Annotated in this window: 22 protein-coding genes; 14 read left to right on the forward strand and 8 right to left on the reverse strand. The window is 67.7% G+C overall.

All coding sequences use genetic code 11. The annotated features are described in order from the left end of the window. The first annotated feature begins 6 nt into the window (after positions 1–6). From ACFYO1_RS34305 to ACFYO1_RS34370, 14 genes are all read left to right on the forward strand, one after another. The gene (locus ACFYO1_RS34305; protein ID WP_387240463.1) at positions 7–1,206 is read left to right on the forward strand and encodes an acetyl-CoA carboxylase biotin carboxylase subunit family protein; all 1,200 of its coding nucleotides are present in this window, start codon (positions 7–9) and stop codon (positions 1,204–1,206) included. Beyond that, entirely contained in the window at positions 1,203–2,408 is a 1,206-nt protein-coding gene (locus tag ACFYO1_RS34310) for an ATP-grasp domain-containing protein (protein ID WP_387240466.1), read from the forward strand. Before ACFYO1_RS34305 ends, ACFYO1_RS34310 begins: the two co-directional genes overlap by 4 nt. Beyond that, complete coding sequence (locus ACFYO1_RS34315) at positions 2,405–3,676, forward strand: MFS transporter (protein ID WP_387240469.1); 1,272 nt, start codon at positions 2,405–2,407, stop codon at positions 3,674–3,676. Before ACFYO1_RS34310 ends, ACFYO1_RS34315 begins: the two co-directional genes overlap by 4 nt. Before the next feature lie 21 nt (positions 3,677–3,697). Further along, positions 3,698–5,029, forward strand: a complete 1,332-nt coding sequence (locus tag ACFYO1_RS34320; RefSeq protein WP_387240472.1) for a cation:proton antiporter — start codon at positions 3,698–3,700, stop codon at positions 5,027–5,029. A 27-nt stretch (positions 5,030–5,056) separates the two neighbouring features. Then, positions 5,057–6,028 carry a ParB/RepB/Spo0J family partition protein gene (locus tag ACFYO1_RS34325; RefSeq protein ID WP_387240475.1) on the forward strand — a complete coding sequence of 324 codons (972 nt, stop codon included), beginning with the start codon at positions 5,057–5,059 and terminating at the stop codon, positions 6,026–6,028. A 199-nt stretch (positions 6,029–6,227) separates the two neighbouring features. After that, positions 6,228–7,466: a nitrate/nitrite transporter gene (locus ACFYO1_RS34330; protein ID WP_387240478.1), complete on the forward strand. Its 1,239-nt coding sequence runs from the start codon at positions 6,228–6,230 to the stop codon at positions 7,464–7,466. A gap of 46 nt (positions 7,467–7,512) precedes the next feature. Further along, a complete protein-coding gene (locus ACFYO1_RS34335; protein WP_387240481.1) occupies positions 7,513–8,706 on the forward strand; it encodes a M24 family metallopeptidase in 1,194 nt (397 codons plus the stop codon). 42 nt (positions 8,707–8,748) lie between these two features. Next, positions 8,749–9,813, forward strand: coding sequence for a PLP-dependent cysteine synthase family protein (locus ACFYO1_RS34340; protein ID WP_387240484.1), 1,065 nt, complete (start codon positions 8,749–8,751; stop codon positions 9,811–9,813). Further along, positions 9,810–11,282, forward strand: a complete 1,473-nt coding sequence (locus ACFYO1_RS34345; RefSeq protein ID WP_387240487.1) for a 4-hydroxyphenylacetate 3-hydroxylase family protein — start codon at positions 9,810–9,812, stop codon at positions 11,280–11,282. Before ACFYO1_RS34340 ends, ACFYO1_RS34345 begins: the two co-directional genes overlap by 4 nt. A gap of 5 nt (positions 11,283–11,287) precedes the next feature. After that, entirely contained in the window at positions 11,288–11,878 is a 591-nt protein-coding gene (locus ACFYO1_RS34350) for an NADPH-dependent FMN reductase (protein ID WP_387240489.1), read from the forward strand. After that, the gene (locus tag ACFYO1_RS34355) at positions 11,875–12,714 is read left to right on the forward strand and encodes a hypothetical protein (protein ID WP_387240492.1); all 840 of its coding nucleotides are present in this window, start codon (positions 11,875–11,877) and stop codon (positions 12,712–12,714) included. Before ACFYO1_RS34350 ends, ACFYO1_RS34355 begins: the two co-directional genes overlap by 4 nt. Beyond that, positions 12,711–13,676, forward strand: coding sequence for a dihydroorotate dehydrogenase (locus tag ACFYO1_RS34360; RefSeq protein WP_387240495.1), 966 nt, complete (start codon positions 12,711–12,713; stop codon positions 13,674–13,676). The genes ACFYO1_RS34355 and ACFYO1_RS34360 overlap by 4 nt, the downstream gene beginning before the upstream one ends. After that, a complete protein-coding gene (gene pyrE, locus ACFYO1_RS34365; RefSeq protein WP_387240498.1) occupies positions 13,673–14,194 on the forward strand; it encodes an orotate phosphoribosyltransferase in 522 nt (173 codons plus the stop codon). Before ACFYO1_RS34360 ends, pyrE begins: the two co-directional genes overlap by 4 nt. A gap of 94 nt (positions 14,195–14,288) precedes the next feature. Then, a complete protein-coding gene (locus ACFYO1_RS34370; protein WP_387240501.1) occupies positions 14,289–14,897 on the forward strand; it encodes a TIGR00730 family Rossman fold protein in 609 nt (202 codons plus the stop codon). A gap of 12 nt (positions 14,898–14,909) precedes the next feature. Here the strand turns inward: ACFYO1_RS34370 and ACFYO1_RS34375 are convergent, their stop codons facing one another. From ACFYO1_RS34375 to ACFYO1_RS34410, 8 genes are all read right to left on the reverse strand, one after another. Continuing rightward, a complete protein-coding gene (locus ACFYO1_RS34375; protein WP_387240504.1) occupies positions 14,910–15,638 on the reverse strand; it encodes an HD domain-containing protein in 729 nt (242 codons plus the stop codon). Further along, positions 15,613–16,716 (reverse strand): NAD(P)-dependent oxidoreductase, encoded by a 1,104-nt coding sequence (locus ACFYO1_RS34380; protein ID WP_387240507.1) that lies wholly within the window; start codon positions 16,714–16,716, stop codon positions 15,613–15,615. Before ACFYO1_RS34380 ends, ACFYO1_RS34375 begins: the two co-directional genes overlap by 26 nt. Positions 16,717–16,750: 34 nt before the next feature. After that, positions 16,751–17,950, reverse strand: coding sequence for an MFS transporter (locus tag ACFYO1_RS34385; RefSeq protein ID WP_387240509.1), 1,200 nt, complete (start codon positions 17,948–17,950; stop codon positions 16,751–16,753). Between the two features lie 311 nt (positions 17,951–18,261). Further along, entirely contained in the window at positions 18,262–18,633 is a 372-nt protein-coding gene (locus ACFYO1_RS34390; protein ID WP_387240512.1) for a hypothetical protein, read from the reverse strand. A gap of 8 nt (positions 18,634–18,641) precedes the next feature. Beyond that, positions 18,642–19,109, reverse strand: coding sequence for a hypothetical protein (locus ACFYO1_RS34395; RefSeq protein WP_387240515.1), 468 nt, complete (start codon positions 19,107–19,109; stop codon positions 18,642–18,644). Then, positions 19,106–20,758, reverse strand: a complete 1,653-nt coding sequence (locus ACFYO1_RS34400; RefSeq protein WP_387240518.1) for an alpha/beta hydrolase — start codon at positions 20,756–20,758, stop codon at positions 19,106–19,108. Before ACFYO1_RS34400 ends, ACFYO1_RS34395 begins: the two co-directional genes overlap by 4 nt. Positions 20,759–20,766: 8 nt before the next feature. Further along, complete coding sequence (locus ACFYO1_RS34405) at positions 20,767–21,105, reverse strand: hypothetical protein (protein WP_387240520.1); 339 nt, start codon at positions 21,103–21,105, stop codon at positions 20,767–20,769. A 126-nt stretch (positions 21,106–21,231) separates the two neighbouring features. Beyond that, complete coding sequence (locus ACFYO1_RS34410; RefSeq protein ID WP_387240523.1) at positions 21,232–22,224, reverse strand: alpha/beta hydrolase; 993 nt, start codon at positions 22,222–22,224, stop codon at positions 21,232–21,234. Positions 22,225–22,236: the final 12 nt, after the last annotated feature.

The raw sequence follows: 22,236 nt of genomic DNA on the forward strand, positions 1-22,236 counted from the left end.
CCCGGCATGAGACTCCTCGTTCTGCACGAGAGCAACTTCGAGCGGATGGGTTACGAGCGGGCCTTCGACCATGACGAGCACGACGTCGTCTACGCGGGGCCCGCCGAGCGCCTGCGCGAGATCCCCGCCGAAACTCGTTGCGGCAAGTTCGAATTGACACCCGGCCGGCCGGTGACCGATCAGCTACGGCCCTGGCTGCGCGAGCAGCCGCCGTTCGACCGGATCTTCGCCCGGCGCGAGCTGCTGATCATGCCCGCCGCCGAATTGCGCGAGGAGTTCGGCATTCCCGGCATGCGGCCTGCGACCGCGTTGCGCTTCCGGGACAAGGTCGTCATGAAGGAGATCCTGGCCGGCGCGGGAATCCGGGTGCCGCGGTGGTTCCCGGTCACGGCCATGCCGGAGCGGGTGCCGTGGTCCGGCAAGGTGGTGGTCAAGCCGCGCGACGCGAATGCCAGCCGGGGGATCGTCGTCTGCGCGGACTACGCCGCGGCGTGCGAGCTGGTCGCCGAGCGCGGCAACGAGCCCGGCTTCGCCGAGCGGTACGAGATCGAGGAGTATCTCGACGGCCCGGTCTGCGCCGTCGACGGATTCCTGTTCCGGGGCGAGCCGGTGGCGGTGCAGGCCGCCCGGTACGTCGGAACCTGCTTGGACTACGGCAACGGCAGTCCCTCCGGCACCGTGCAACACGACGCGGCGGAGCTCGCGGCGTGGGCGTGCGCGTGTGTGCGCGCCCTCGGCGGCGAGACCCTGACCTTCCATCTCGAGGCGATCATGACCGCGGACGGTCCCGCCTTCGTGGAGGTCGCCGCCCGCGGGGGCGGCGGACATCTCGGCGAGATGTTGTTGCGGCGCAGCGGTGTTCACCTGCACACCGTCGATATGGCCACCGATGTCCGCGGTGAGCTGGCGACCGATCTGATCGGCGAGCCCGCGCCCGAGCTCTACTACGGCGACTTCCTCTTTCCCGGACATGTCTACGCCGGGGCGCCGGTCACCATCACCGTGCCACCGCGCCTGCTCGCCGATCCGGTCCTGGTGCAGCACCGGATTCACCCGCGGGGCGTGCCGACCACGACCGCGCCCGGCTACGTGCCCGAGCACGTCGCATTTTCCGGCATGATCGCCGGGCCCGACCCCGACGCGCTGGAAAGCTGGCTGCGCCGGCTGTTCGCCACGGTTACCGTGTCCACCGGCGGGGCGCGATGATCCGGCATTTCCTGCTGATCGGCGGCGCCCGCGATGTCACGCCGATCCTGCGGCGCCGGCGACCGGAACTGCGGATCACCGTCCTGGTCGCGGTGCCCCGGCTGCACAAGATTCGCTACCCCGGCGACTGCGCCAGGGTCATCGCGCTCGGCGACTCGGCCTCGATCGGCGAGTGGGTCGCGCTCGCTCGCCGCGTGCACGAGCTCGAGCCGATTCACGCGATCGGCGCCTTCGGCGAATACGACCAGCACGCCGCGGCGGCGATCGCGGCGGCGCTCGGCCTGCCCTTCCACGCTCCCGGCGTCATCGCCCGGGTATACGACAAAACGCTGATGCGGCAACAACTTCGGGCACACGGGGTGGACGACACCCCGGCGGCGGCGGTCGATACGGCCCAAGACCTGAAGCACTTCGCCGACGAGTACGGATTGCCGCTGATCGTCAAGCCGCGCAGCGGGTCTGGGAGCGAGCACATCGTCCGGGTGTCGACCGTGGCGGAACTGGACGCGGCACTGGCGCGGCTGGACGGCGATCGGCTGGTCGAGCGTTATCTGGACGGCGAGGAGATCAGCGTCGAGGCGTTCTCCGAAGGCGGCGCGCATCGGATCGTCGGGATCACCCGCAAGATCAAGGACGCGAGCTTCGTCGAGATCGGGCACGTGGTCCAGGAGGCGACGGCCGCCGACGATCCGGTGGCCGCCTATGTGCGCTCGGTGCTGGACGCGCTCGGCGTCGCCTTCGGCCCGACGCACACCGAGCTGATCCGCACGGTCGACGGTCCGCGGGTCGTGGAGACGCACACTCGCGCCGGCGGTGACCAGATCCCGCAGTTGCTGCACGCGGCGACGGGTATCGACCTGGTCGAACTGGCGGTGCGGCAGTCGCTGGGTGCGCGGATGCTGCCGGTCCTCGACGCGCTGCTCGCCGAGCCCGGTCGCGTATCGCGGGCCGGGGCGATCCGGTACCGGGTTCCGCAGGCTCGCGGCCGCCTGCTCCGGGTGGACCGGCTCGACGAGGCCACCGCGGTCGCGCAGGTCACCGGCTGCGCGGTACTCAAGCGGCCCGGTGACCGGCTGGTCGTGCCGATGCGCGACTCGGACGACCGGGTCGCGTACTGCACCGCGGTCGCCGCCGATGCCGAATCCGCCGCTGCCGCAGCGGAACAGGCGGCAGCGCGGCTGGAAGTCGTGATCGAGCCGTGACCCGGTGGCAGGCGCTGCGCACCGTGGTCCTGCCGCCGGCGGGGACCGGCCGGATCGCCGGTTCCGCGCTGGCGGACGCGGTCGGTACGGGGGTGTTCGCCGCGGGCGCCGCGGTGTATTTCAGCCAGCGGCTCGGGTTGGGCATCACCGTCATCGCCGGTGGTCTCGCGCTCGCGGGCGCCGTGGCGTTGGCCGCCGTGACGCCGCTGGGCATGCTGTCCGATCGCTTCGGCTATCGGCGGGTGCTGCGGATCACGCATTTCGGCCGCGCGGCGCTCTATCCGCTGTTCCTCTTCGCCGGCAATATGGCCGGATTCGCCGTGTTGATCACTCTGGTGACCGTGCTGGACCGGCTGGCCGCCCCGGCGTTCCAGGCGATGGTGGGCGCCACCGTCGGCACCGAGCGACGCAGCGAAACCATGGGCTACATCCGGGCGATCCGCAATGCGGGCTTCGCGCTGGGCGGACTGGTGACCAGCACGGCGATCGCGATCGGGACCGCGACGGCCTACGACGTGCTGCCGATCGGCAACGCGGTCTCCTTCGCGCTGGCCGGAATCCTGTTGTCCGGCATCCCGAATGCCTGCGCTCCGCGGATCACCGCCGGTGACCGGCCGCGCCGCCGGGTCAGGCCGCGCTACCTCGCGCTGGCCGCGCTCAACGTCGTGCTGCTGATGCACGACACGATCCTTCAGCTGGCCCTGCCGCTGTACGTGCTCAACCAGACCGATCTCCCGGCGGCCGTGCTGCCGCCGATGTACGTGTTGAACACCGTGCTGGTGGTCGTGCTGCAGCGCAGGCTGAGCCGGTGGTCGGCCACCATGCGGGGCGCGGCCCGCGCCGAGCAGGCCGCCGGCGTCCTGCTGGCCGTGACGTGCGCCTGCTTCGCGGCCGTCGCCGTGCTGGCGCCCGGCTACGGTGTCATCGCCCTGGTCGTCGGCGTGGTCGCGTTGACCGTGGGCGAGTCGCTGCAGGTCGCGGGGGCGTGGGAGCTGTCCTACGAGCACGCGCCGGGCGCCGAGCGCGGTGCGCACCTCGCGGTGTTCAGTATCGGTGTCGGCGTACAGCACTCGGTGGGCCCGGCCATCGTGTCGCTGCTCGCCGCCTGGGGAGCCGTGGCGTGGTTCCCGTTCGCCGCCGCCTTCGTCGTGGCGGGCACCGCCACCCGGCGCATCGCGAGCGAACCATGGCCCGACCCGGACCCCGGGCCGGAGATGTTGTCGCCGAAGGCGACTCGGCTCCAAGGGTTCCCTGGATTCCGCCGGTGAGCACGTTCGTAGGGGAGACGTATGTCCACGGAGACTTTGGGATCACTGACACTGGCGTTGCTGCTGTTGATCGCCGGCGCCACTGTGTTCGGACAGCTGGCCGCGATGCTGCGGCAGCCGAAGGTCGTCGGCGAGATCGCGGCGGGCATCCTGCTCGGCCCGTCGCTGCTCGGACTGCTGGCGCCCGACGCCATGGCGCGGATATTCGGCGACGGCGCCCAGGATCCGTCCACGGTGGTGCTGGGTTTCCTCTACCATCTGGGCCTGCTGCTGCTCATGTTCGTGTCCGGCTCGAGCGCGAGAAACATTCTGGGCAAACAGGATTGGCGGCCGGCCGCCTGGTTGCTCGGGGTCGGTACGCCGCTGCCGTTCTTCCTCGCGCTCGCGGTGGCGCCGCTGCTGCCGCTGGCGGATTTCATGGGCGCCGCGGGCAGTGAACCCGCCGTGATCCTGGTCTTCGCCATCGCGACGGCGGTCACCTCGATCCCGGTGATCTCCAAGATCTTCTACGACCTGGGCATCCTGCACACCCGGTTCGCCGGCCTTGTCCTCGGCGTCGCCGTCGTGGAGGACATCGTGCTCTGGGGCGTGCTGGCGCTGGCCACCGCGATCGCCTCGGCCACCGTCGCCGCGGGCGCAGGCGCGGTGGCCGAGACGGTGGCGGTGCATGTGGCCGCCAACGTCCTCTACGTGCTGGTCGCCATGACCGTCATGCCGCCGCTGCTGCGCCGGCTCGGCCGCGCCCGGTGCAACATTGTCGCCAGGCACACCCCGATCGCCTGGATCGTGGTGGTCGTCCTCGGTTACGTCAGCGTCGCCGCGGCGCTGGACGTCACGCTCGCCTTCGCCGCGCTCCTCGCCGGCTTCGGCATCGCCGGCGGCGTGAAAGGCACCGAACAGGAACGCTTTCGGATTCCGCTGGCGGCCATCGAAAACGTCTCCGCGGCCGTGTTCATTCCGATCTACTTCGCGGTCGTCGGGTTCCGGCTCGACTTCACCAAGGGCTTCGCGCCGCTCATGGTGATCACGTTTCTGCTCGGCTCCTCGGCGGCGGCCCTGCTGTCCACCGGCCTGGCCGCCCGGCTGGCCGGCTTTCGGCGCCTCGACATCGTCAACCTGGCCGTGACACGCAACGCCCGCGGTGGGCCCGGCATCGTCCTGGCCAGCGTCGCGTTCGACGCGGGCATCATCAACGCTCGCTTCTTCACCACCCTCGTCGTCACCGCCGTGCTGACCTCCCAAACCTGCGGAGCGTGGCTCGATTTCGTGTTACGCAAGGGTTGGCCGTTGTTGTCCGGTGCGGGGGTCGAGGAGCCGGACAAGCCATCTGTCAGTGCGCGTCATTGGGGGTAGGAATTGGCAGGCCCGAATCGCATCCTTGTGGCACCCGGCCGTCGCGGCGGCGCGGCGGCGGCCGTTGTGCCCGAGGTGTTCGCGCGCATGTCGTCCGCGCCGGTGGAGGTCGTCCCGATCGCGTCCATTCTGCCGGGAAGTTCACCGCGTATCGACGGCCTGAGTCCCGGACACGTCCGGTTGCTGGCCGAGACCGACGAGCCACTGCCTCCGGTGATCGTGCACCGGCCGACGATGCGAATCATCGACGGCGCGCACCGAATTCAGGCGGCGCTGGCGTCGGGGCGGAAGACGATCGCGATCAAGTACTTCGAAGGCAGCGTGGAAGACGCCTTCGTGCTGGCGGTACAGGCCAACGTGGCGCACGGCCTCCCGCTGTCGATCGCCGACCGCAAGCGGGCCGCGGAGCGCCTGCTGACGTCGCATTCCGGCTGGTCGGATCGATTGATCGGACGCATTGCCGGTTTGTCGCACAAGACAGTCGGCAAGTTGCGGCGGTGTTCCGCCGGGGAGAATTCCCACCTGAACGGCCGGTTGGGCCAGGACGGCAAGGTGTATCGGCTGGAGCTGTCCGAAGGCCGGGACCGCGCGGCGGATTTCATCGCGAACCATCCGGGGGCCTCGTTGCGCGAGATTGCCAAGCACGCCGGGATCTCGGTCACCACGGCCAAGCGGGTGCGCGACACCTCGTGCCATTCGGCCGCGGTTCCGGTGGGCCGCACCGCGGCTCGGCAAAGCGATACGGCCGGCCAGGCGCACGCGGTTCCGGTGCAGCAGCTCATCTTACGAAGCTTGCTCAACGATCCGGCCTTGAAGTTCACCGACGCCGGGAAGGCGTTGCTGCGGCGATTGGCCGCGGGCGCCGCCGACATTCGCGCATGGGAGCAGCTGGCTGTGCAGGCTCCGCGCCACACCTGGGGCGCCTTGGCCCAGCTGGCGCGCGCCAACGCGCGGACCTGGCAGGAATTGGCCGACCGGCTGGAGAACGCTGGTTCGTGAGGGCGCCTGTCCTGACCGGTCGGCTTCCGGATCCCCAGGGGCGGAGCGGGTTCCGGCCGTCTGCGCACACGGGAGCGGGCTACCGAAATCGTAGGGTGAATCAATTGAGTACGGCATTGCCGGTTGCTAACGTCCTCGTTGCCAGCCCGTCCTGTGCGGCGGGGCATCGAACTCCTGGTGGGAGAGCGGTCGGAGGGGCATGCGTAATCGAATCGGCAGGCTCGGCATCGGGTGGGAAACGGCCACTCAGCTGGCGGCGTCCTGCCTGCTCGGGGGCACCGCCGGGTGGTCGCTGACGGCCGCGGGCGCGGCCGCCTCCCGGCTCGCGGACACCTATCACGTCGGGCTGGCCGGCGTCGGTGCACTGACTTCGGCCTTCGCGGTGACCTATGCGGTATTTCAGCTTCCCGCGGGTGCGCTGATCGACCGGTTCGGTGTCCGGCGCGCCGGCGGCAGCGGCCTGGTGCTCGTTGCCGTGGCCTATTCGATCGGCGCCCTGACTCCGTCATTCACCTTGGCGCTGGTGTGTCGTGCGGCGGCAGGCGTAGGCGCGTCCATGTGCTACGTCGCCGGCGCGGAGGCCGCCCGGCGAAGCGGTACCGGGACGATGGGGCAGGGACTGTTCGGCGGGTTCGCGGCCGCGGCGGGCGGCGTTGCGCTCGTCGTCGTGCCCGCTACCGTCGGGTGGCTCGGCTGGCGGGCGAGCTGGCTCACCTGTGTGGCCATCGCCTGCGTAGGCCTTGCCGTCCTGCTGACCCCGGCCACCGCGGCGTTCGCCGCGGGGCGGGCCGACCGTGCGACTCGGCGGGAGAGGCCAAGCGGCGCTGCGATTTTGGCGGATACCCAGCTGTACCGGCTGGCCGCCGTGCACACCGTTACCTTCGGTGGCAGCATCGTGCTCAGCAACTGGACCGCCCTGATCCTGCAACGGACCTGGGGGATGACCGGAACCGCGGCCGAAGTGACCGCCTCGCTGATCTTGCTGACCACGGTGGTGAGCCGCCCGGCCGGCGGCTATCTCGCTCGCCGCCACCCGCTGCGGATGCGCGGCTGGACGGTCGGCTCGTTGCTGATCGGCGGCGCGGCGGTGCTTGCGCTGGCGCATCGTGGCCCGTTCGCCGTCGCCCTGTGTGCGGCAGTGATTCTCGGCGTCGCCTCGGGCCTGCCGTTCGCCGCGACCTTCGCCTCCGCGCAACGCCGTCATGCCGAGCAGCCTGCCGCGGCGATCGGTCTGATGAACGCCAACGCCAACTTTCTCATCGTCATCGGCACGCCACTCGTCGGCGCCGCGCTCGAAGGTGGTCATATCGCGCTCACCTTGGCCGGCTTCGCCGCGGTGTGGGTGGGGCCGCTGCTGGCCCTGCCGAAATACGACCTGGCCGTGCCCGACAAGGACGACGTCGAGGAATCGCCGATCGGTACCGCCCGATCGGACTGACTCGTATCGGCGTCGATATCGACAAAACAATATGGGGGCTCAATTCATGCGTATCAACCACTCACGCCTGCAACAACGTATGCGCGATTTCCGGCTCGACGCCGTGGTCAGCAGCACGGCGGAGAATCTGCTCTACCTCACCGGGATCGACAGTGTGCATCTCGGCATGTTTCCGCATTCCGGGCGTGCGTTCGCCGCGCTGCCCGCAAATACCGGCGACGGGGCGATTTTCGTCTGCGGCGGCTGCGAGATAGACCAATTTCTCGATGCCGACGAGAAGATCGTGGAAGCCGTTGCCTACGGCACATTCTTCCGGGAGGTGCCGGAGGAGGTGACGATGACCCCCGAGGACGAGTGGCTTCGTCAGGTCACCGTGGCTTCTCGGTTCGACGACGCGCTTTCGGCGCTGGCCTACGCGATTCGCACGGTCTGTCCGGGCGGCGGCCGGATCGGACTGGACGAGGACGGGGTTCCGAGCGCGTTCTTCGATGCGCTGGCCGAACGGTTGCCGCGGTGGGAGATCGTCGCGGCGGCCGGGCATCTGCGGTATGTGCGCCAAGTGAAGACCGAACGGGAACTGGAGTTGATCGCGGCCGCCGCGGCCGTCGGCGAGAACGCGATTCGCGCGACGATCGCCATCGCCGAGGAGGGAGTGACCGAGCGGGAGCTGGTTCGCGAATTCAATCGTTCGGTCGCCGCGCAGGGAGGCGCCGCGAAGTTCACACTCATCAGGATCGGAGCCAACGCGGTCGCGGGCCAGCGCCGTGCCACCGGGACGGTGCTGCGCCGCGGGCAAGCGATCTGGTTCGACGTCGGCGCGGTGGTCGGCGGCTACTGGTTCGACATCGCGCGCGTATGCACCCTCGGCGAACCCGACGCGCGGCTGGACAAGTTGTATAGCGCGGTGCTCGCCGGGGAACAGGCCGCGGTGGAACAAGCCCGCCCCGGCATGTCGGGCGCCGAATTGTTCGAGCTCACCACCGACCGCGTCCGGGAATCCGGTATCCCGCACTACCGCCGCAATCATGTCGGTCATGGAATCGGTGTCGAGGTCTACGACCCGGTACTCATCCGGCCGGACAGCACCACCGAACTGGAACCCGGCACGGTCGTCAACATCGAGACGCCGTACTACGAATTCGGATTCGGATGTGTCCACGTCGAAGATCCGTTCGTGGTCGAGGCCGACGGGAATCGATTGCTCACGACCTCGACTCGGGAATTGATCGTTCTGCCCTGACCACTCGTCGAAGGTCACCCAAGCTGTTTTTCAGGAGAACTCATGATCTACGAGAATGTGCTCGAAACGCTCGGCGATACGCCGGTCGTCCGCTTACGGAAGTTGTTGCCCCGGCCCACCGACCGCATATATGTCAAGCTCGAAGGAGCCAATCCGTCCGGAAGCATCAAGGACCGGGCCGCGCTGCACATGGTGGAATCGGCCGAACGAAAGGGTTATCTCGGTCCTGGGGCGACCCTGATCGAATCCACCTCCGGCAATCTGGGTAAATCTCTGGCTCTCATCGGGGCCGTCAAAGGCTACCGGGTAATTCTGGTGGTGGATCCGAAGACTCCGCAATCGGTGCTGTCCTACGCGGCCAGCCTCGGCGCGGAACTGGACATGGTGAGCAGGCCCGACGGCAACGGCAGCTACCAGAAGACGCGGATCGAGCGAGTACGTCAGCTGCTGGACGAGATCCCGGGTGGGCGGAACCTCGATCAGTACAACAACCCGGACAACCCGAAGGCCTATACCCGTTTCGCCGCGCCGGAGATCGTCAAAGACTTCGACCATTTGGACGCGCTGGTCGTCGCGGTCAGTACCGGCGGCCATATCACCGGATTGAGCAGTGCGCTGAAAGAACATTTTCCCGCGCTGCACGTTCGTGCGGTGGACGCGGTGGGCTCGGCGGCGTTCGGGCATCCGTTCGCCCCGTACAAGATGCGCGGTATCGGGCTGAGCTGGATTCCGGCGAATCTGCGTAGCGACCTGGTCGACTCGCTGCACCGCGTCGCCGACACCGAGGCGTTGTCGATCTGCCGGGCGCTGGCCGCCGAAGAGGGCCTGCTGCTCGGCGAGTCGGGGGGCGCCGCGGTCTTCGCGGCGCTGACCTATGCGGCGGCGAACCCTGGCCAGGTGGTGCTCGCGATCGCTCCGGACAGCGGCGTGAACTACCTGTACGAGTCGTATGACGACCAGTGGTTGCGTGGACAGGGCATCGTGCCCGGCAGCCTGTTCGGCACGTCCGCGGCAGTGCTGCGGCACACGGTCACGCCGATGTATCCGCCCTCCCCGCCGGCGACGGGCAACCCGGTCGACCGGCCGTTCGGGGAGGTGCGGGCATGATTCGCACGGGAGCGGACTACCTGCGCGGTCTGCGCGACGGGCGTGAGGTCTGGCTGGCCGGGCACAGGGTGCCGGATGTGCTGGCGGAGCCGGCCCTGGCCGGCGTCGCACACAGCGTGGCCCAGCTCTACGATCTCCAGCACGACCCGGCCCTCCAGGACGTGCTCGTGGATCAGGAAGACGGACAGCTCGTCCCGGTCTCGCTGGCGGCGCCGCGGGACGCGCACGCGCTTCGCCGCCGCGGCGCGGCGTTCCGCGCCACCGCCGAGGCCACGTTCGGATTGCTCGGGCGCTCACCCGATTTCGTCAACACCGCGGTCACCGCCTTCGCCTCCGCCGACGCGTTCTTCGCCTCGGTCGATCCGCGGTTCGGGCGCAATATTCGCGCGTTCCACGCGCAATGCCGGGCGAGCGATCTGTTTCTCTCGCATGCCACCATCAATCCGCCCGCCGATCGGGGGCGCAGCTCCAACGACCAAGACGACCCGTACATCCATCTGCGGATAGTCCGCGAAACGAGCGAGGGCGTGGTCGTTCGTGGCGCCAAACTGATCGGCACGCTGGTGCCGATCGCGGATGAGATCGTCGTGTTCCCGCTGCCGAAATACCATCCCGGCGATGAGGCCTACACGGTGGCCTTTTCGATTCCGGTGGGGACGCCGGGCGTGCGGATCGTCTGCCGGGAACCGTTCGTCAGCGATCCGGGGCGACGGGTGAGCAACCCGCTGGGCGCGTACGACGAAATGGATGCCACCTGCATTTTCGACGACGTCACGGTGCCGTGGGACCGGGTGTTCTTCTACGGCGACGTCGACGCCGCCAACCGCTTGTACGACGTCACCACGGCCCGCCATCACACCGGGCAGCACGGCATAGTCCGTGGCGCAGCCAAGGCCGAGCTGCTGGTCGGCATCGCCATCGCGCTCGCCGAAATGTCGGGAACCAACGCGTTTCTGCACGTGCAGGAGATGCTCGGGGAAGTCCTCGGTTCGCTCGAGCTCGCGAAGGCGGGGGTATTGGCTGCCGAGGCGAACGCCGCGCCCTCCGCGTGGGGGACCCATACGCCGGCCATCGAGCCGATCATGGCGCTGCGCTACCACTTTCCCAAACTGACCGCCCGGATGATCGAGGTCATCCAGATACTCGGCGGCGGAAGCCTGCTCGGCACCCCGGCCGAAGAGGACTTGCGCAGCGAACTGTGGCCCGCGATCGAACCCTTCTTCCGCGGCCGCGGCGTATCGGGCGAGGAGCGGGTTCGTCTGCTCAAGCTCGCCTGGGACGCCACCGGAAGCGCGTTCGGGCAGCGGCAGATGCAGTACGAGCGGTACCACTCCGGAGACCCCGTACGCCTGGCCGCCGCCCAGTACTTCGGATACGACACCACATCCCTGCTCGACGGCGTCGGCCGGGCGCTGAACCCCCGGCCGGTCCTTGCGGCGGCCGAAAAACGAGTGGAGATGGCCGAGTGAGCCGGATGTTCGTGCCCAGACGGCTGCTCGTGCTGGCCGGCGCGGCGGCACCCGCGTCCCGTACCCGCGCCGTGTCCGAGCTGATCTGCCGCACCATCGCGGACGGGGGAAGCCGGCCGATCCTGCGCGACCTGGTCGACCACCCCGTTCCACTGGTGCACCACAACTCGGGTCGTTCGGCGCTGGCCGATCTCAGATCTCAGGCGGCGCAGACCGAAGGCATGGTCTGGGTGACCCCGTGCTACCACGGCAGCTACTCCGGGATGCTCAAGAACTGCCTGGACCAACTGCGCCGGGAAGATCTGCAGGGCAAGCCGGTCGGCGTGGTGGCCGTCGGGCATTCGCTGAGTGCCGTTCAGGCCTGTGATCACCTCCGTGCGGTCGCGCGGGCCCTCGGCTGCGTCAGCGCGCCGACGCAGGTGGTGGTCACCGAGGCGGACGTCATGGACGACGCCGACGGCGCCGACCTGGAGAACTGCTCGATCGCCCGGGTGCGCCGGATGATCCGGGAGATCCACCTGCTCGCCGAAGTGACGTGGGGGTTGCGCAACGACGCGAACGGCGAGGTCGTCTACTCATCGAGGAAGGGCTCATGATCGATCTACGCCCGTCCGCGCCCGTACGGGAGGACGCCGAGGTAATCGCCCGCACGGACGTGCCGCACTACACGCTGGTGGAGCTCGCCGCACCGCGGATAGCGGATCGTCTCGAACCCGGGCAATTCGTTTCCGTGCCCGCACCGCCGGACCAGGGGCCGCCGGGCCGGTGGATGCTGTCCCCGTCGGCGGTCCGGCGGTCGCCGTCGAAGGCCGGGGTACTCCGATTTATCGTCAACCGCGGCAACACTTTTCGAACCGCGTTCGATACCCTGCGGCCCGGCGATCGGGTTGCGCTGATCGGCGCGCTCGGCTGCCCGGTGCGGCTGTCCGAGGCGCCGGGGCCGGTATTGATCGTGGCCGTGGGGCACGGGGTCGCCTTCGCCTGCCATCTCGCGGAGGAGCTGGCCCGGCGGGACCGTCCCTGTGCGGTGCACGTGTTCTTCCCCGAACCGGTGACCGAAACCGCGGCGCCCTGGGTCGCGGATGTCCCGGACCGGGCAGCCATAACCGCTGCGGCGATGCCGGATTCGCAGCACTGGACGCCCCGGCTGCGCGCCTTGCTCGACGCTGTTCGACCAGGACAGGTCGTCGTCGCGGCCGCCACGCCGATCGCGCGGTCGATCGCCGGCGAATGCCGCTCCCGGACGGTGCCGTGCCTGGTCCTGACCGAACCGTTCATGGCGTGCGGCATCGGACTGTGCCTGACCTGCGCCGTGCCGGTGCGCGATGGCGAACTGCGACAACGGTTTGCGCGCGCCTGCGTCGAGGGGCCGGCCTTCGCGGCGGACGCCATCGACTGGGAACTGCTCGCAGCCGCGGGGAGGCCGGAATGAGCGCGCAAGCCGACACCGTCGATCTCACCGCCGACCTGGCCGGCCTGTCGCTGACCACACCGATCGTGCTCGCGTCGGGTACCGCGATGTACGGCAGGGAGATCGGCGCGTTCCTCGACCTCGGCCGGGTCGGCGCCGTGGTGACGAAATCGGTCCTCCCGCGCCCGTGGCCCGGCCTACCGCCGGTGCGGGCGGCCAGGACCCCCGCCGGCCTGCTCAACGCCATCGGTCTCCAGGGGGAGGGGATAGACGCACTGCTCGACGAGCAGTTGGCCTGGCTGGCCGAACAAGGCGCCACCGTCATCGTTTCCCTGGCCGGGCACTCGATCGATGACTACGCCGCGGCCGCGGCGCGGATCGCCGCGCACGAATTACCGGTCGACACTGTGGAACTCAACATCTCCTGTCCCAATGTGGCCGACCAGAACAAGGTCTTCGCCAGGGATTCGACCTCCGCTGCCGCAGTCGTCGCCGGCGTCCGGGCTGTGCTGCCACATACTCGACTGTCGGCCAAATTGAGCGCGGACGTCCCGGACATCGTCGAAGTGGCCGGCGCCTGCGTCGAGGCCGGCGCGGACGCGTTGAGCTTGATCAACACCCTGCTCGGCGCGGCCATTCATCCACGGACACTGCGACCTTCGCTGTCCGCCGTCTTCGGCGGGCTTTCCGGGCCCGCGATCCGGCCGGTCGCCGTGCGGTGCATCTGGCAAGTCCATCAGGCTATGCCCGGCGTCCCGATTCTCGGCGGCGGCGGGGTTCGCAGCGGGCAGGACGTCGTCGAATTGACGGCAGCCGGGGCGTCCGCGGTTGCCATCGGCACGATCAACTTCGAAGAACCCGACGCCGCGGTGCGCATCACCGCGGAGCTGCGCGCATTGCTCGCCCAGCACGGGTATCGGCGATATCGAGATCTGATCGGCGCCGCCCATCGCGGCCGGGTGGCGAGCGAGGCAGGCGCATGAGCGAGCTGGCCGAACTCATCCGCGACCAGGCGCTGGTGCGTGGCCGGTTCACGCTGGCCTCCGGTGCGACGTCCGATCATTACTTCGATCTTCGCCGAATCAGCTTGCATCCCAGGGGTGCCCAGCTCATCGGCGACGCGATCATCGACTACGCGGGCGAATGGGTCTACGACGCGGTGGCCGGACTGGCGCTGGGCGCCGTACCCGTGGCCCTCGCGGCGATGACCGCTGCCCGCGATCGCGGCAGGCAGGTACCCGCGCTCATCATCCGGAAGGAGCCGAAGCAGCACGGTCTGCGGCGGCGGATCGAGGGCGGCGACGTCCGGGACAAACGGATCCTCATCGTGGAGGACACGTCGACCACCGGCGACTCCACGTTGATCGCGGTCGATGCCGTCCGGGAGGCGGGCGGCACGGTCGCGGGCGTGCTGCTCCTCGTGGATCGCGGTGGCGCCGAGGCGATCAGCGCCGCGGGGATCGCCGTTCGCTCCGTGTTCAGCGCCGCCGACCTGCTGTAGCCGAGCACGACGCGCCGTGGGATCGCGCGAACCCGTTGTGGCACAGGCCGCTACGATGACGCGGTACTGCCCGGCCGATCGAGAAGGAGGGAAAGTGCAAGAGATCCAGCTCGACGGTGAGGTCGCTCCATCCCTATCGCCGGTTCGGAGCATCGCGGTTTTCACCGGCTCCTCGATCGGTAAGCCTCCGGTCGCCGACCGCGTGCGGGTGTTCGGACGTGCTCTCGCCCAACGCGATATCGCCGTGGTCTACGGTGGCGGACATGTCGGTTTGATGGGCGTGCTGGCCGACTCCGTGCTGGCGGCGAACGGCACGGTCGTCGGCGTGATGCCGGTTCACCTGATCAACCAGGAACTGGCACATCGGGGGCTGACCGAGCTGCACACGGTCGAGTCGATGCACGAGCGCAAGGCGGCCATGGCCGCGCGCGCGGACGCGTTCGTCGCGCTGCCCGGCGGCACCGGCACGCTGGAAGAGTTCTTCGAGGCATGGACGTGGGGGCAGCTCGGGCTGCACAAGAAGCCGGTGTGCCTGCTGGATGTCGAGGGCTTCTGGCACCACCTGCTCGCGATGCTCAGCCGAATGGTCGATGACGGCTTTCTCGCGCCGCACTTGCTCGACGCCCTCATCGTGGCCGAGGACGTCGAGTCGATGCTCGACCAGATAGCCGCCTGGCGCCCACCGGCCGATAAATGGGCGTGACCGACGGACGGCTCAGTCGCCGACGGCCTGCGGCCGATTCGACCTGTCCGGCAGCCGGTCTCGCCATTCGGCGATGCGCGCCCCGGCTTCCGGGATCGCCTGCTCCCACTCCTCGATGAAGTCGCCGACGAACGCCCGCATCACCCGGGTCCGCTCCTGCGCCAAGGCTTTTCCGGTCGCCGTCAGCATGTCCGACTCCAGGCGGAAGAGCTTCTCGTAAAAGTGCGCGAGCACCGAACTGGTCTTGCCGGGCGAGTAGGCGTCGGACGGCAGAACCTGTGGCCGCCACAGTGGCTCGCCCAGCCCGCCGCCGTAGGCGAAAGCGCGGGCGATGCCGACCGCCCCGATGGCGTCGAGATTGTCGGCGTCGTGCACGATCGCCGCCTCGATACTCCAGTCCGGCGGCAACCCCTGCCCGAACGAGTAGGCGGAGGTCTGTTCGATGACCTGCCGGACCCGATCCCATTCCCGCGCAGGCACGTTCAACTCCGACAGCAATTGGGCCGTCATGTCCCACGCTTCCGCTATGGACACGTGCTCCTTGTTCTCGCGTCGCTCGATGATCCGATGACAGTCGTGCAGATATACCGACAACAGCGCTATCTCGAGGTCGCCGCCTTCGGCGCCGGCCAGTTTCCGCGTCAGGCCCGCCACCCGGTCCAGGTGCGACATATCGTGCGCCGGGTCGGCGGCGGCGAACAGCTCGAGCACGCGGTCACGAACGTCGAGTGTCGAGGACATTCTTTCCTCCATAGAGATGGCACCAGCGGGCCGCGAAATTGCGCTGACGGTCGGTCGGCAGCCGGTTTATCCCGTCCGGTCCACCGTTCTGGACGCCGTACGCGGCCGCGACGGTGAGCGCGAACAGCTCGGTGTACACCAGGTCCAGCGTATTGCCGAGAATACTGTTGTGCACGAAATTGACCGGCCTGCCCTCGTTGAGCAGCCAGGTGTGCTTCCCGTCCAGAACTATTTGTGCGAGATATTTCGACACGCGCTCGATCCGGCCGCCGGCGTCGAGATCTTCGACCGGGAATTCCACCTGTTTCGAACTGCCCGAGGCCAATACCGTGTCGTCGTTGAGCAGTTCGAAGTCCGCAACCGTGAGTGAGCGGTGACCGCTCACCCCGACGATGACATTGCAGCTCCGCAGCAATCGGGTCCGGCCGTGCACCTCGAAGCCGTCGGTCGCGGCGCCGGCCGATGCGATCGGATCGAGGTCGTACACGTGGACGCGCGCGCCCATCCGCTTCAATCCCTGCGCGGTGTATCGGCCGATTCCGCCGTAGCCGAGCACCCCGACGGTCTGGTTGCCGACCAGCCGGTTGAGTTCGGAACGGAACAGCGCGTCGACCGAGTGCGCGACGCCGTCGCCGACTCGCCGATCCTCGAGCCGCTTCAACGGACTGTCGGCGATGGTGTAGATCGGAACCCGCCGGTCCGCGACTGCCTGATAGCGCCACAGGCCCTGATTCGTATCCTCGACGATCGCCGAAACTCCGGCCTGGGCAAGGTCTTCGGTGATCTCCGCGCAGTATCCACCGACCTCTTGGACGACCATGTGCCCGCCATGGGACCGCGCCGCCGCCAGCACCGCCGGGGCGATCTCGGTGATCGACTCGACCGTCCGCACCGGGATCCCGCGTTGGTGCAGCTCCAGCGCTGCCGCGGCACTCAGCGAGTAGGGCACCGGTATCACGGCGATCAGCGCGAAGGATTCGGCCAGCCGCTGCACGTACTCGACGGATGTCTCGAGCAGATGAGTGACGAGAATGAGGCCGGCCCCCGGGGCGGGCGAATGCTGCTGCACCTCCGCCATCAGACGCAGGGGTGCGACTCGTGAGTCGACTATCTCAGGAGGGCGCGATATGTTCATCTTCGAGGCTTTCGGTTCGCGTTATGCATGGCATCTTGAATTGTTTGGCGAGATATGTAGTGACCGTGGCGATCACGAGTGGTACGACGATGACGGCGCCGCCGGCGCCCCAGCCGCCGCCCGCGATCAGATTTCCGGAGATCGCGGCGCCCGCGGCAGTGCCGAGCAGCACCATCGAGACGAGCCAGGCGAAGACTTCGGTTTCGGTGCCCGGCAACGTCTGGGTCGAGATCGCGACGAAGGCCGCGGCGATTGCCGGCGCCAGCGGAACTCCGGCCACGAACACGGCGGCGCACATGAGCGGCAGCGGCGCCGAGCCTGCCAACCCGAGGCACGCCGTCGGGACGTAGCCGAGCATGAGCGCACCGCAGAGCAGGGGCAAATGGTCGACGGCCGCCGAACGCGGCGTCCGCCGGCCGTAGCTTATCCCGCCGAGCAGCGCGCCGAACGCGTTGGCGCCGAGGATGATTCCCGATTGCCCGGGGCTGTCGTGGTCGTTGGCGAACGCCACCGCGGTCAAGTTCAGCATCCCGAGCGTGGCGCCGATGAACAGAAATGACACCAGAATCGCGTCGACGCTGATCCGCCCCAGCGGTCCCCACCAGCGGATCGGCTGGTCGGTGGCCCGGCGACGTGCCGTCCAGCGTGCCACCGGGTCGATGAGACAGTAGGCGACGGTGCCGGCGACGGACAGTGCCGTCACGAAAACGAGGCCGAACGACGGATCGACGAGAGCGGCGCACCCGGCGGCCAGCAAGGGACCCACAATGAAAATGAGTTCCTGAAGTCCGCTGTCCAGCGCGAAGGCCGAATGGACCAGCCTGTCGTCGCGGAGCACCGTGGACCAGATCGTCCGCAGGCACGCTTCCAGTGGCGGGGTGAACAGCCCGGCCACGATGACGCAGCCGAATACCAGGATCTCGGTCCGCACCGGATCGACGAACGCGAGCACAATGTATCCGCAGGCGGAAACGATCGAACTGACCACCAGGACGGGCACCTGCCTGGTTCGATCGACCGCCCGGCCCAGAATCGGACTGCCGATCGCCGTGGCGATCCCGTAGGCCGCCGCCGCGAGTCCCGCCCGCCCGTAACTGGACCCCGATTGCGTCAGATAGATGAGGATCGCGACCGTGCCGCTGCCGTTCGGGATCCGGCCGATGAAGTTGGTGGTCAAGAGCGAACGGACGTGACGAGTCCGCAGCAATTGGTTGTAGGACATCATGCGGGAAGCTCTGTTTCCAAGGCGTATCCATTCCGTCGGCAGCGCTCGCCGACATGAACTTCGCGATCGGTTATCTACCGCTGCGATAGCGCGCTATCGCGCTTGCCGCAAAGATCGGCTGGATTCGAAAACTGCTCCAGGACAGCACAATAATCAACCCCCCGTGCACGCTTGCGAGCCGTGTTGATACTGAATGGAAACGCTATCAGGACCGTGTGGAACGGGCAATCACAGCACTCTGTACCAAAGTTGCGCCACCGTAGTCACCATGCGCTGTCGCCCCAGATGCTTCGATTGGATTCGGGCTCCTCGATGCCGCGATCTGACTCATGGTGGAGGCGTTGATCGTCCATGTGTGCCGGGTTGTCGCGGACGAAGGTGGAGACCGCATCGATCGTTGGATCTTCACGCAGTTCGCGCACGGCATCCTCGACGCGGGGCTCGGCGTCGAGGATAGCGGCGTTGTAGGCCTCGACGATAATTCTTCCCTCAGGGGTGGAGACCGCGAGGAGGCGGTGTTGGGCGTCCACCACAACATGGATGCCATCGATCGTCGCATTGCCGCGGATCTCTTGGAGTGCAAGGTTGGCGCGCTGCACCTTCAGGCCGAGTTCGTCGTGTTCACTGGTTGGCATGATCGCTCTCAGGGATGGGTGATGGTGCTCGGGAGTGGGTCGCCGCCGGTTGCGTCCTGGGCGAACCAGGGGGAGGACGCGGTGATGGCGAGGTCTCCCTTGCCGTTGTCGACCAGGGTGAAGCCGAAATCATCGAGGGTGCGCGCGCGTCCGATGAGCTGGGGTGTCGCCTGCTCGTCCACGGCCACGCGCCAGCCGAACGTCTTCCAGATCCCGAGAATCAGCCGGAAGTATTCGCGAAGCTTTCCCGGCTGGACGCCCACAACCCAATATTCGGCGTTGAGGAGTAGCGGCACATCTGGTTCGGTAGCGTCGACGGCGGCGACCACGAGTGCGTCGCCGAAGACTGCGTGTTCGTAGCCGGGGTGCTGCCAGGACAGCGAGATATCGTCGGGCAGGTGCCGCAGTGTGTCGGTTAGGTATTGCAGAATCTTTTGCCGTGCTGCGGATTCGGAGGAGCTCGGGACAGTCGTCATGAGACTCTCCCGCTTCCGGAGATGATCATCCCCATGTTCGTCAGGGCCGGGTTGCCGTCATCCCAGTACGAGCCGTGTGCACTCCCGATCCAGCCGCCGCCGTTGGAGAAGAACGTTCCCCACCCGGGGGTCCGTTGTGGTTCGGGGCCGTGCGGGGACAGTGACGGCGCTCCGGCGACGGGGTCCCATGCCGCCGCCGTGTAGTAGATGTGGTCATGCACCTCGCCGGATGCGACACCGGTCAGGCTCATATGTTCGGGCCGGTCGACGTCGAGGCCGGGGCTGGCCACCAAGACCAATTTGTCGGCGTCGAGAGTGCGACCGTGGCTGGCGGCTTGACCGATTACGGTCGTGCCGTAGCTGTGTCCCACAACGGTATTCGCCGACCGGGCGCCGTCATGGGTGACCCGCAGTCCGTTCTGGAACTCATCCAGCGGCAGCGCGGCATTCCTGGCATAACTGCTTCCGATCGCGGCCGGAATGGATTGTGGTGCGTCATATCCGATCCAAGTCACCACCGAGGTCTTCTTCGACGGGTCGGCCAGCTCCGCGGCCCGGCGCATGACATCAGACCGATTGACGTCGACAGCGAAACCTTTGGCGTCCGTAGTCGAGGCAAAGGTACCGGGAACATAGGTGCAGATGTTGTCCGCGGTATCCGGATTCCGGAAGGCAACGGCGGCGTGGCCCTTGTCATCGACCAGCGAGAGCAACCGAGGCACACCGTCTTTGGATTGGCTTTGCTCGTAGATGTTGTTGTACCCATCCAACTCCTTACGGGCTGCGGCGATGCGAGTCAGCCAGGAAGAGTCGTTGGCGTTGGCGTCGCGGTTGCGGATCGCCTTGTCGTGGTCGGCGATGAGGCGGTCAAGTCGCTGCTGGGCTTTGTCGCGAAGATCGTTGAGGTTCAACCGGTTGTAGTGGTCGCGGTCGGCCTGCGGGATACCTTCGCGGTTCCCGATGAAGTGGTCTCTTTGATAAAAGGCGTCCTTCTCCGCGGGGGACAGCTTCAGCCAGAAGTCGTGCAGCATCTGCGGATCGGTGGGTAACTGGGTCCGGCCGTCGAGAATCGCCTGGACCAGCGGGGCGGCCGGGTCCTCCCCGGGATGGGCACGAAACTGCTCCAGTAGCTGCAGGTCGCTGCTGATCGCCTGTGCCGCTTGCGTTTCGGCATCGCCGAACGAGGTCATGAGCCATTGCACGCGCTGCTGAAAGCTTGCCGCCTGGTTATCGAGTCGCTGCTGCAAGATCACTCTGACCGCCGGGTCCGGCCCATCGGCGCCTATCGGCATCGGTGGTGCGGTGACGGTACCGTCGTCATGCCATTGCATGCCCGCCAGCGGAATCTCGCGATCCACGATCGCCAGCAACGCTGTTCGGGTCTCGGTCAGGTTCTTGCTGCCGGCGGCACAGTGGTCGGCGATCGAGAGCACAATGGCGCCGACATGATTGGAAGACATTTGGTGCGCTAGAGCGCTGGTCTGTGCGGACTGGGCTGATTTCCCCTTCCACGAATCCATCGCATGGTCCACATCGCGACTCATCTGATCCACCCGGGTCGAGAATGTGTCGTTGCCGGTGGTCAGTTCGTCGGCGAGGCTGGACATCGCGATCAGATCGCAGGCTCGGATACGGCTGATGGTCTCCATCGCCTTGGCTATGCCTGTCCGCGGAGGTAGGTGCCCAGTTGCTCGGCGTTGGCCCGCTCCATCCCGCTGAAGGACTGCCTTGCCGCGGACATCGTCTTCGACATGGTCTTGATGTGCCCCCCGATGAAAGTATAGGCATCGGACACGATGCGGTTGACTCGCGAAAGTGGTTCCTGTAGAGCCGAATTAGGCATCCGAACCGCAGTGTTGATTCTGATCGCCAGAACGGCCTCGGCATGCCCGTCGAGTTTTTCCGCCAGCTGGCCCAGTCTGACGAGATCGACGAAGAAACCATCACCCGCCGGGCTAGCCGACGTGACTGGGCCCAACGAATTATCAAGTGGCACGGTGTGGCTCCCCTCGAAACACTTCGAACACTCCGTGAAGTCCGGACTGTGGGATCACTTCCGGAACCGTACAGAATAGCGCCGTGCATCAGAGGATGGCAAGGTGGTCGCCGCCCGAAGTAGTGATCACGAAGCGCCGGAGAGGATTTGGGCGTCGGGTGCGGCCGCTACCCGGGCGACGGCGGTTCGGGCGGTCTGTGCGTCGGTGAGTGGGGCGTCGGGTGGGTAGTAGTCGGCGGATCGGGTGCCGGTGAAATAGTCGCCGAGCCAGCCGAGGGCGAGGGTGCGCAGGGTGGTGATGTTCACCGATTCCGGTGTGCCGCACAGCAAGCTGCCGAGGGTGTCGACGCTGGTTCCTTCGGCGTCGGTATGGACACCGGTGCTGATGCGGATGCCGACATAGGAGCGGTGCAGGAGAGACTGGACCGCGTTCGTGCCGCTGCCGAAAGCGTTGCACAGCGACGGGGGACCGGAGACGGTGAGGATCGGCAGCGACGTGCTGTCCAGGTCGGTGAGGGCGCGATCGGTGTTGTCGCCGACGAAGGACTTGACCGGGTCGAGCAGCACCAGCCCCTGCAATCCGCTAGAGCTGCCGGGATGGTCGGTGCGCAACCGATGGGCGACGTACTCGACGGCTTCACCGCCGGCGGAGTGGCCGACGAAGGCGTACCGCCCGGGCAGCCGGAGCTCCGGCCTGCCCGCGTGCGCGGCGGCCGCGGCGAAGCTTCGGGCCAGCGCGCTGCCGGGGTTCTGTGCGGAGGCGAACAGGTTCGCGATCGCGCCGAGGAACTCGGTATTGCCGGTCAGGTTCTGCAACGTGCAACCCGCGAAGTCGAGGAAGGGCAGGCTCGGCGTGAAGACCAGATAGCCCGCATCGGCGAAAGCGGTTGCGAGACCGGCGATATTGACGTTGCTGCGGGCGAAGCCATGCTGCAGCCAGATCAGGCCCCTGGGCGTGCCGACCGGCAGCCGCCAGTCCACCGGAACGGCCATGTCCGTTCCAGCGCAAGGGATTGCGACGGTTTCGTGCGTCGTCGTGGGTTCGGCACGCGCGGCGGGTCCGGTGGCGAGGGCGAGACACAGGGTGATGGCGGCGACGGCCGGACCTCGGAGATTCATCATGACTCCAGT

It is taken from the genome of Nocardia sp. NPDC006044 (assembly GCF_042871115.1).
GTDB lineage: Bacteria > Actinomycetota > Actinomycetes > Mycobacteriales > Mycobacteriaceae > Nocardia.

Excerpts from the sequence above, each read along its gene's own strand:
- ACFYO1_RS34360 (WP_387240495.1), top strand. The coding sequence starts at position 12,711 with ATGAGCGCGCAAGCCGACACCGTCGATCTCACCGCCGACCTGGCCGGC.
- ACFYO1_RS34390 (WP_387240512.1), bottom strand. The coding sequence starts at position 18,633 with ATGCCAACCAGTGAACACGACGAACTCGGCCTGAAGGTGCAGCGCGCC.
- ACFYO1_RS34400 (WP_387240518.1), bottom strand. The coding sequence starts at position 20,758 with ATGGAGACCATCAGCCGTATCCGAGCCTGCGATCTGATCGCGATGTCC.
- ACFYO1_RS34340 (WP_387240484.1), top strand. The coding sequence starts at position 8,749 with ATGATCTACGAGAATGTGCTCGAAACGCTCGGCGATACGCCGGTCGTC.
- ACFYO1_RS34395 (WP_387240515.1), bottom strand. The coding sequence starts at position 19,109 with ATGACGACTGTCCCGAGCTCCTCCGAATCCGCAGCACGGCAAAAGATT.
- ACFYO1_RS34355 (WP_387240492.1), top strand. The coding sequence starts at position 11,875 with ATGATCGATCTACGCCCGTCCGCGCCCGTACGGGAGGACGCCGAGGTA.
- ACFYO1_RS34380 (WP_387240507.1), bottom strand. The coding sequence starts at position 16,716 with ATGGCGGAGGTGCAGCAGCATTCGCCCGCCCCGGGGGCCGGCCTCATT.
- ACFYO1_RS34330 (WP_387240478.1), top strand. The coding sequence starts at position 6,228 with ATGCGTAATCGAATCGGCAGGCTCGGCATCGGGTGGGAAACGGCCACT.
- ACFYO1_RS34320 (WP_387240472.1), top strand. The coding sequence starts at position 3,698 with ATGTCCACGGAGACTTTGGGATCACTGACACTGGCGTTGCTGCTGTTG.
- ACFYO1_RS34335 (WP_387240481.1), top strand. The coding sequence starts at position 7,513 with ATGCGTATCAACCACTCACGCCTGCAACAACGTATGCGCGATTTCCGG.
- pyrE (WP_387240498.1), top strand. The coding sequence starts at position 13,673 with ATGAGCGAGCTGGCCGAACTCATCCGCGACCAGGCGCTGGTGCGTGGC.
- ACFYO1_RS34305 (WP_387240463.1), top strand. The coding sequence starts at position 7 with ATGAGACTCCTCGTTCTGCACGAGAGCAACTTCGAGCGGATGGGTTAC.
- ACFYO1_RS34345 (WP_387240487.1), top strand. The coding sequence starts at position 9,810 with ATGATTCGCACGGGAGCGGACTACCTGCGCGGTCTGCGCGACGGGCGT.
- ACFYO1_RS34375 (WP_387240504.1), bottom strand. The coding sequence starts at position 15,638 with ATGTCCTCGACACTCGACGTTCGTGACCGCGTGCTCGAGCTGTTCGCC.
- ACFYO1_RS34410 (WP_387240523.1), bottom strand. The coding sequence starts at position 22,224 with ATGAATCTCCGAGGTCCGGCCGTCGCCGCCATCACCCTGTGTCTCGCC.
- ACFYO1_RS34310 (WP_387240466.1), top strand. The coding sequence starts at position 1,203 with ATGATCCGGCATTTCCTGCTGATCGGCGGCGCCCGCGATGTCACGCCG.
- ACFYO1_RS34350 (WP_387240489.1), top strand. The coding sequence starts at position 11,288 with ATGTTCGTGCCCAGACGGCTGCTCGTGCTGGCCGGCGCGGCGGCACCC.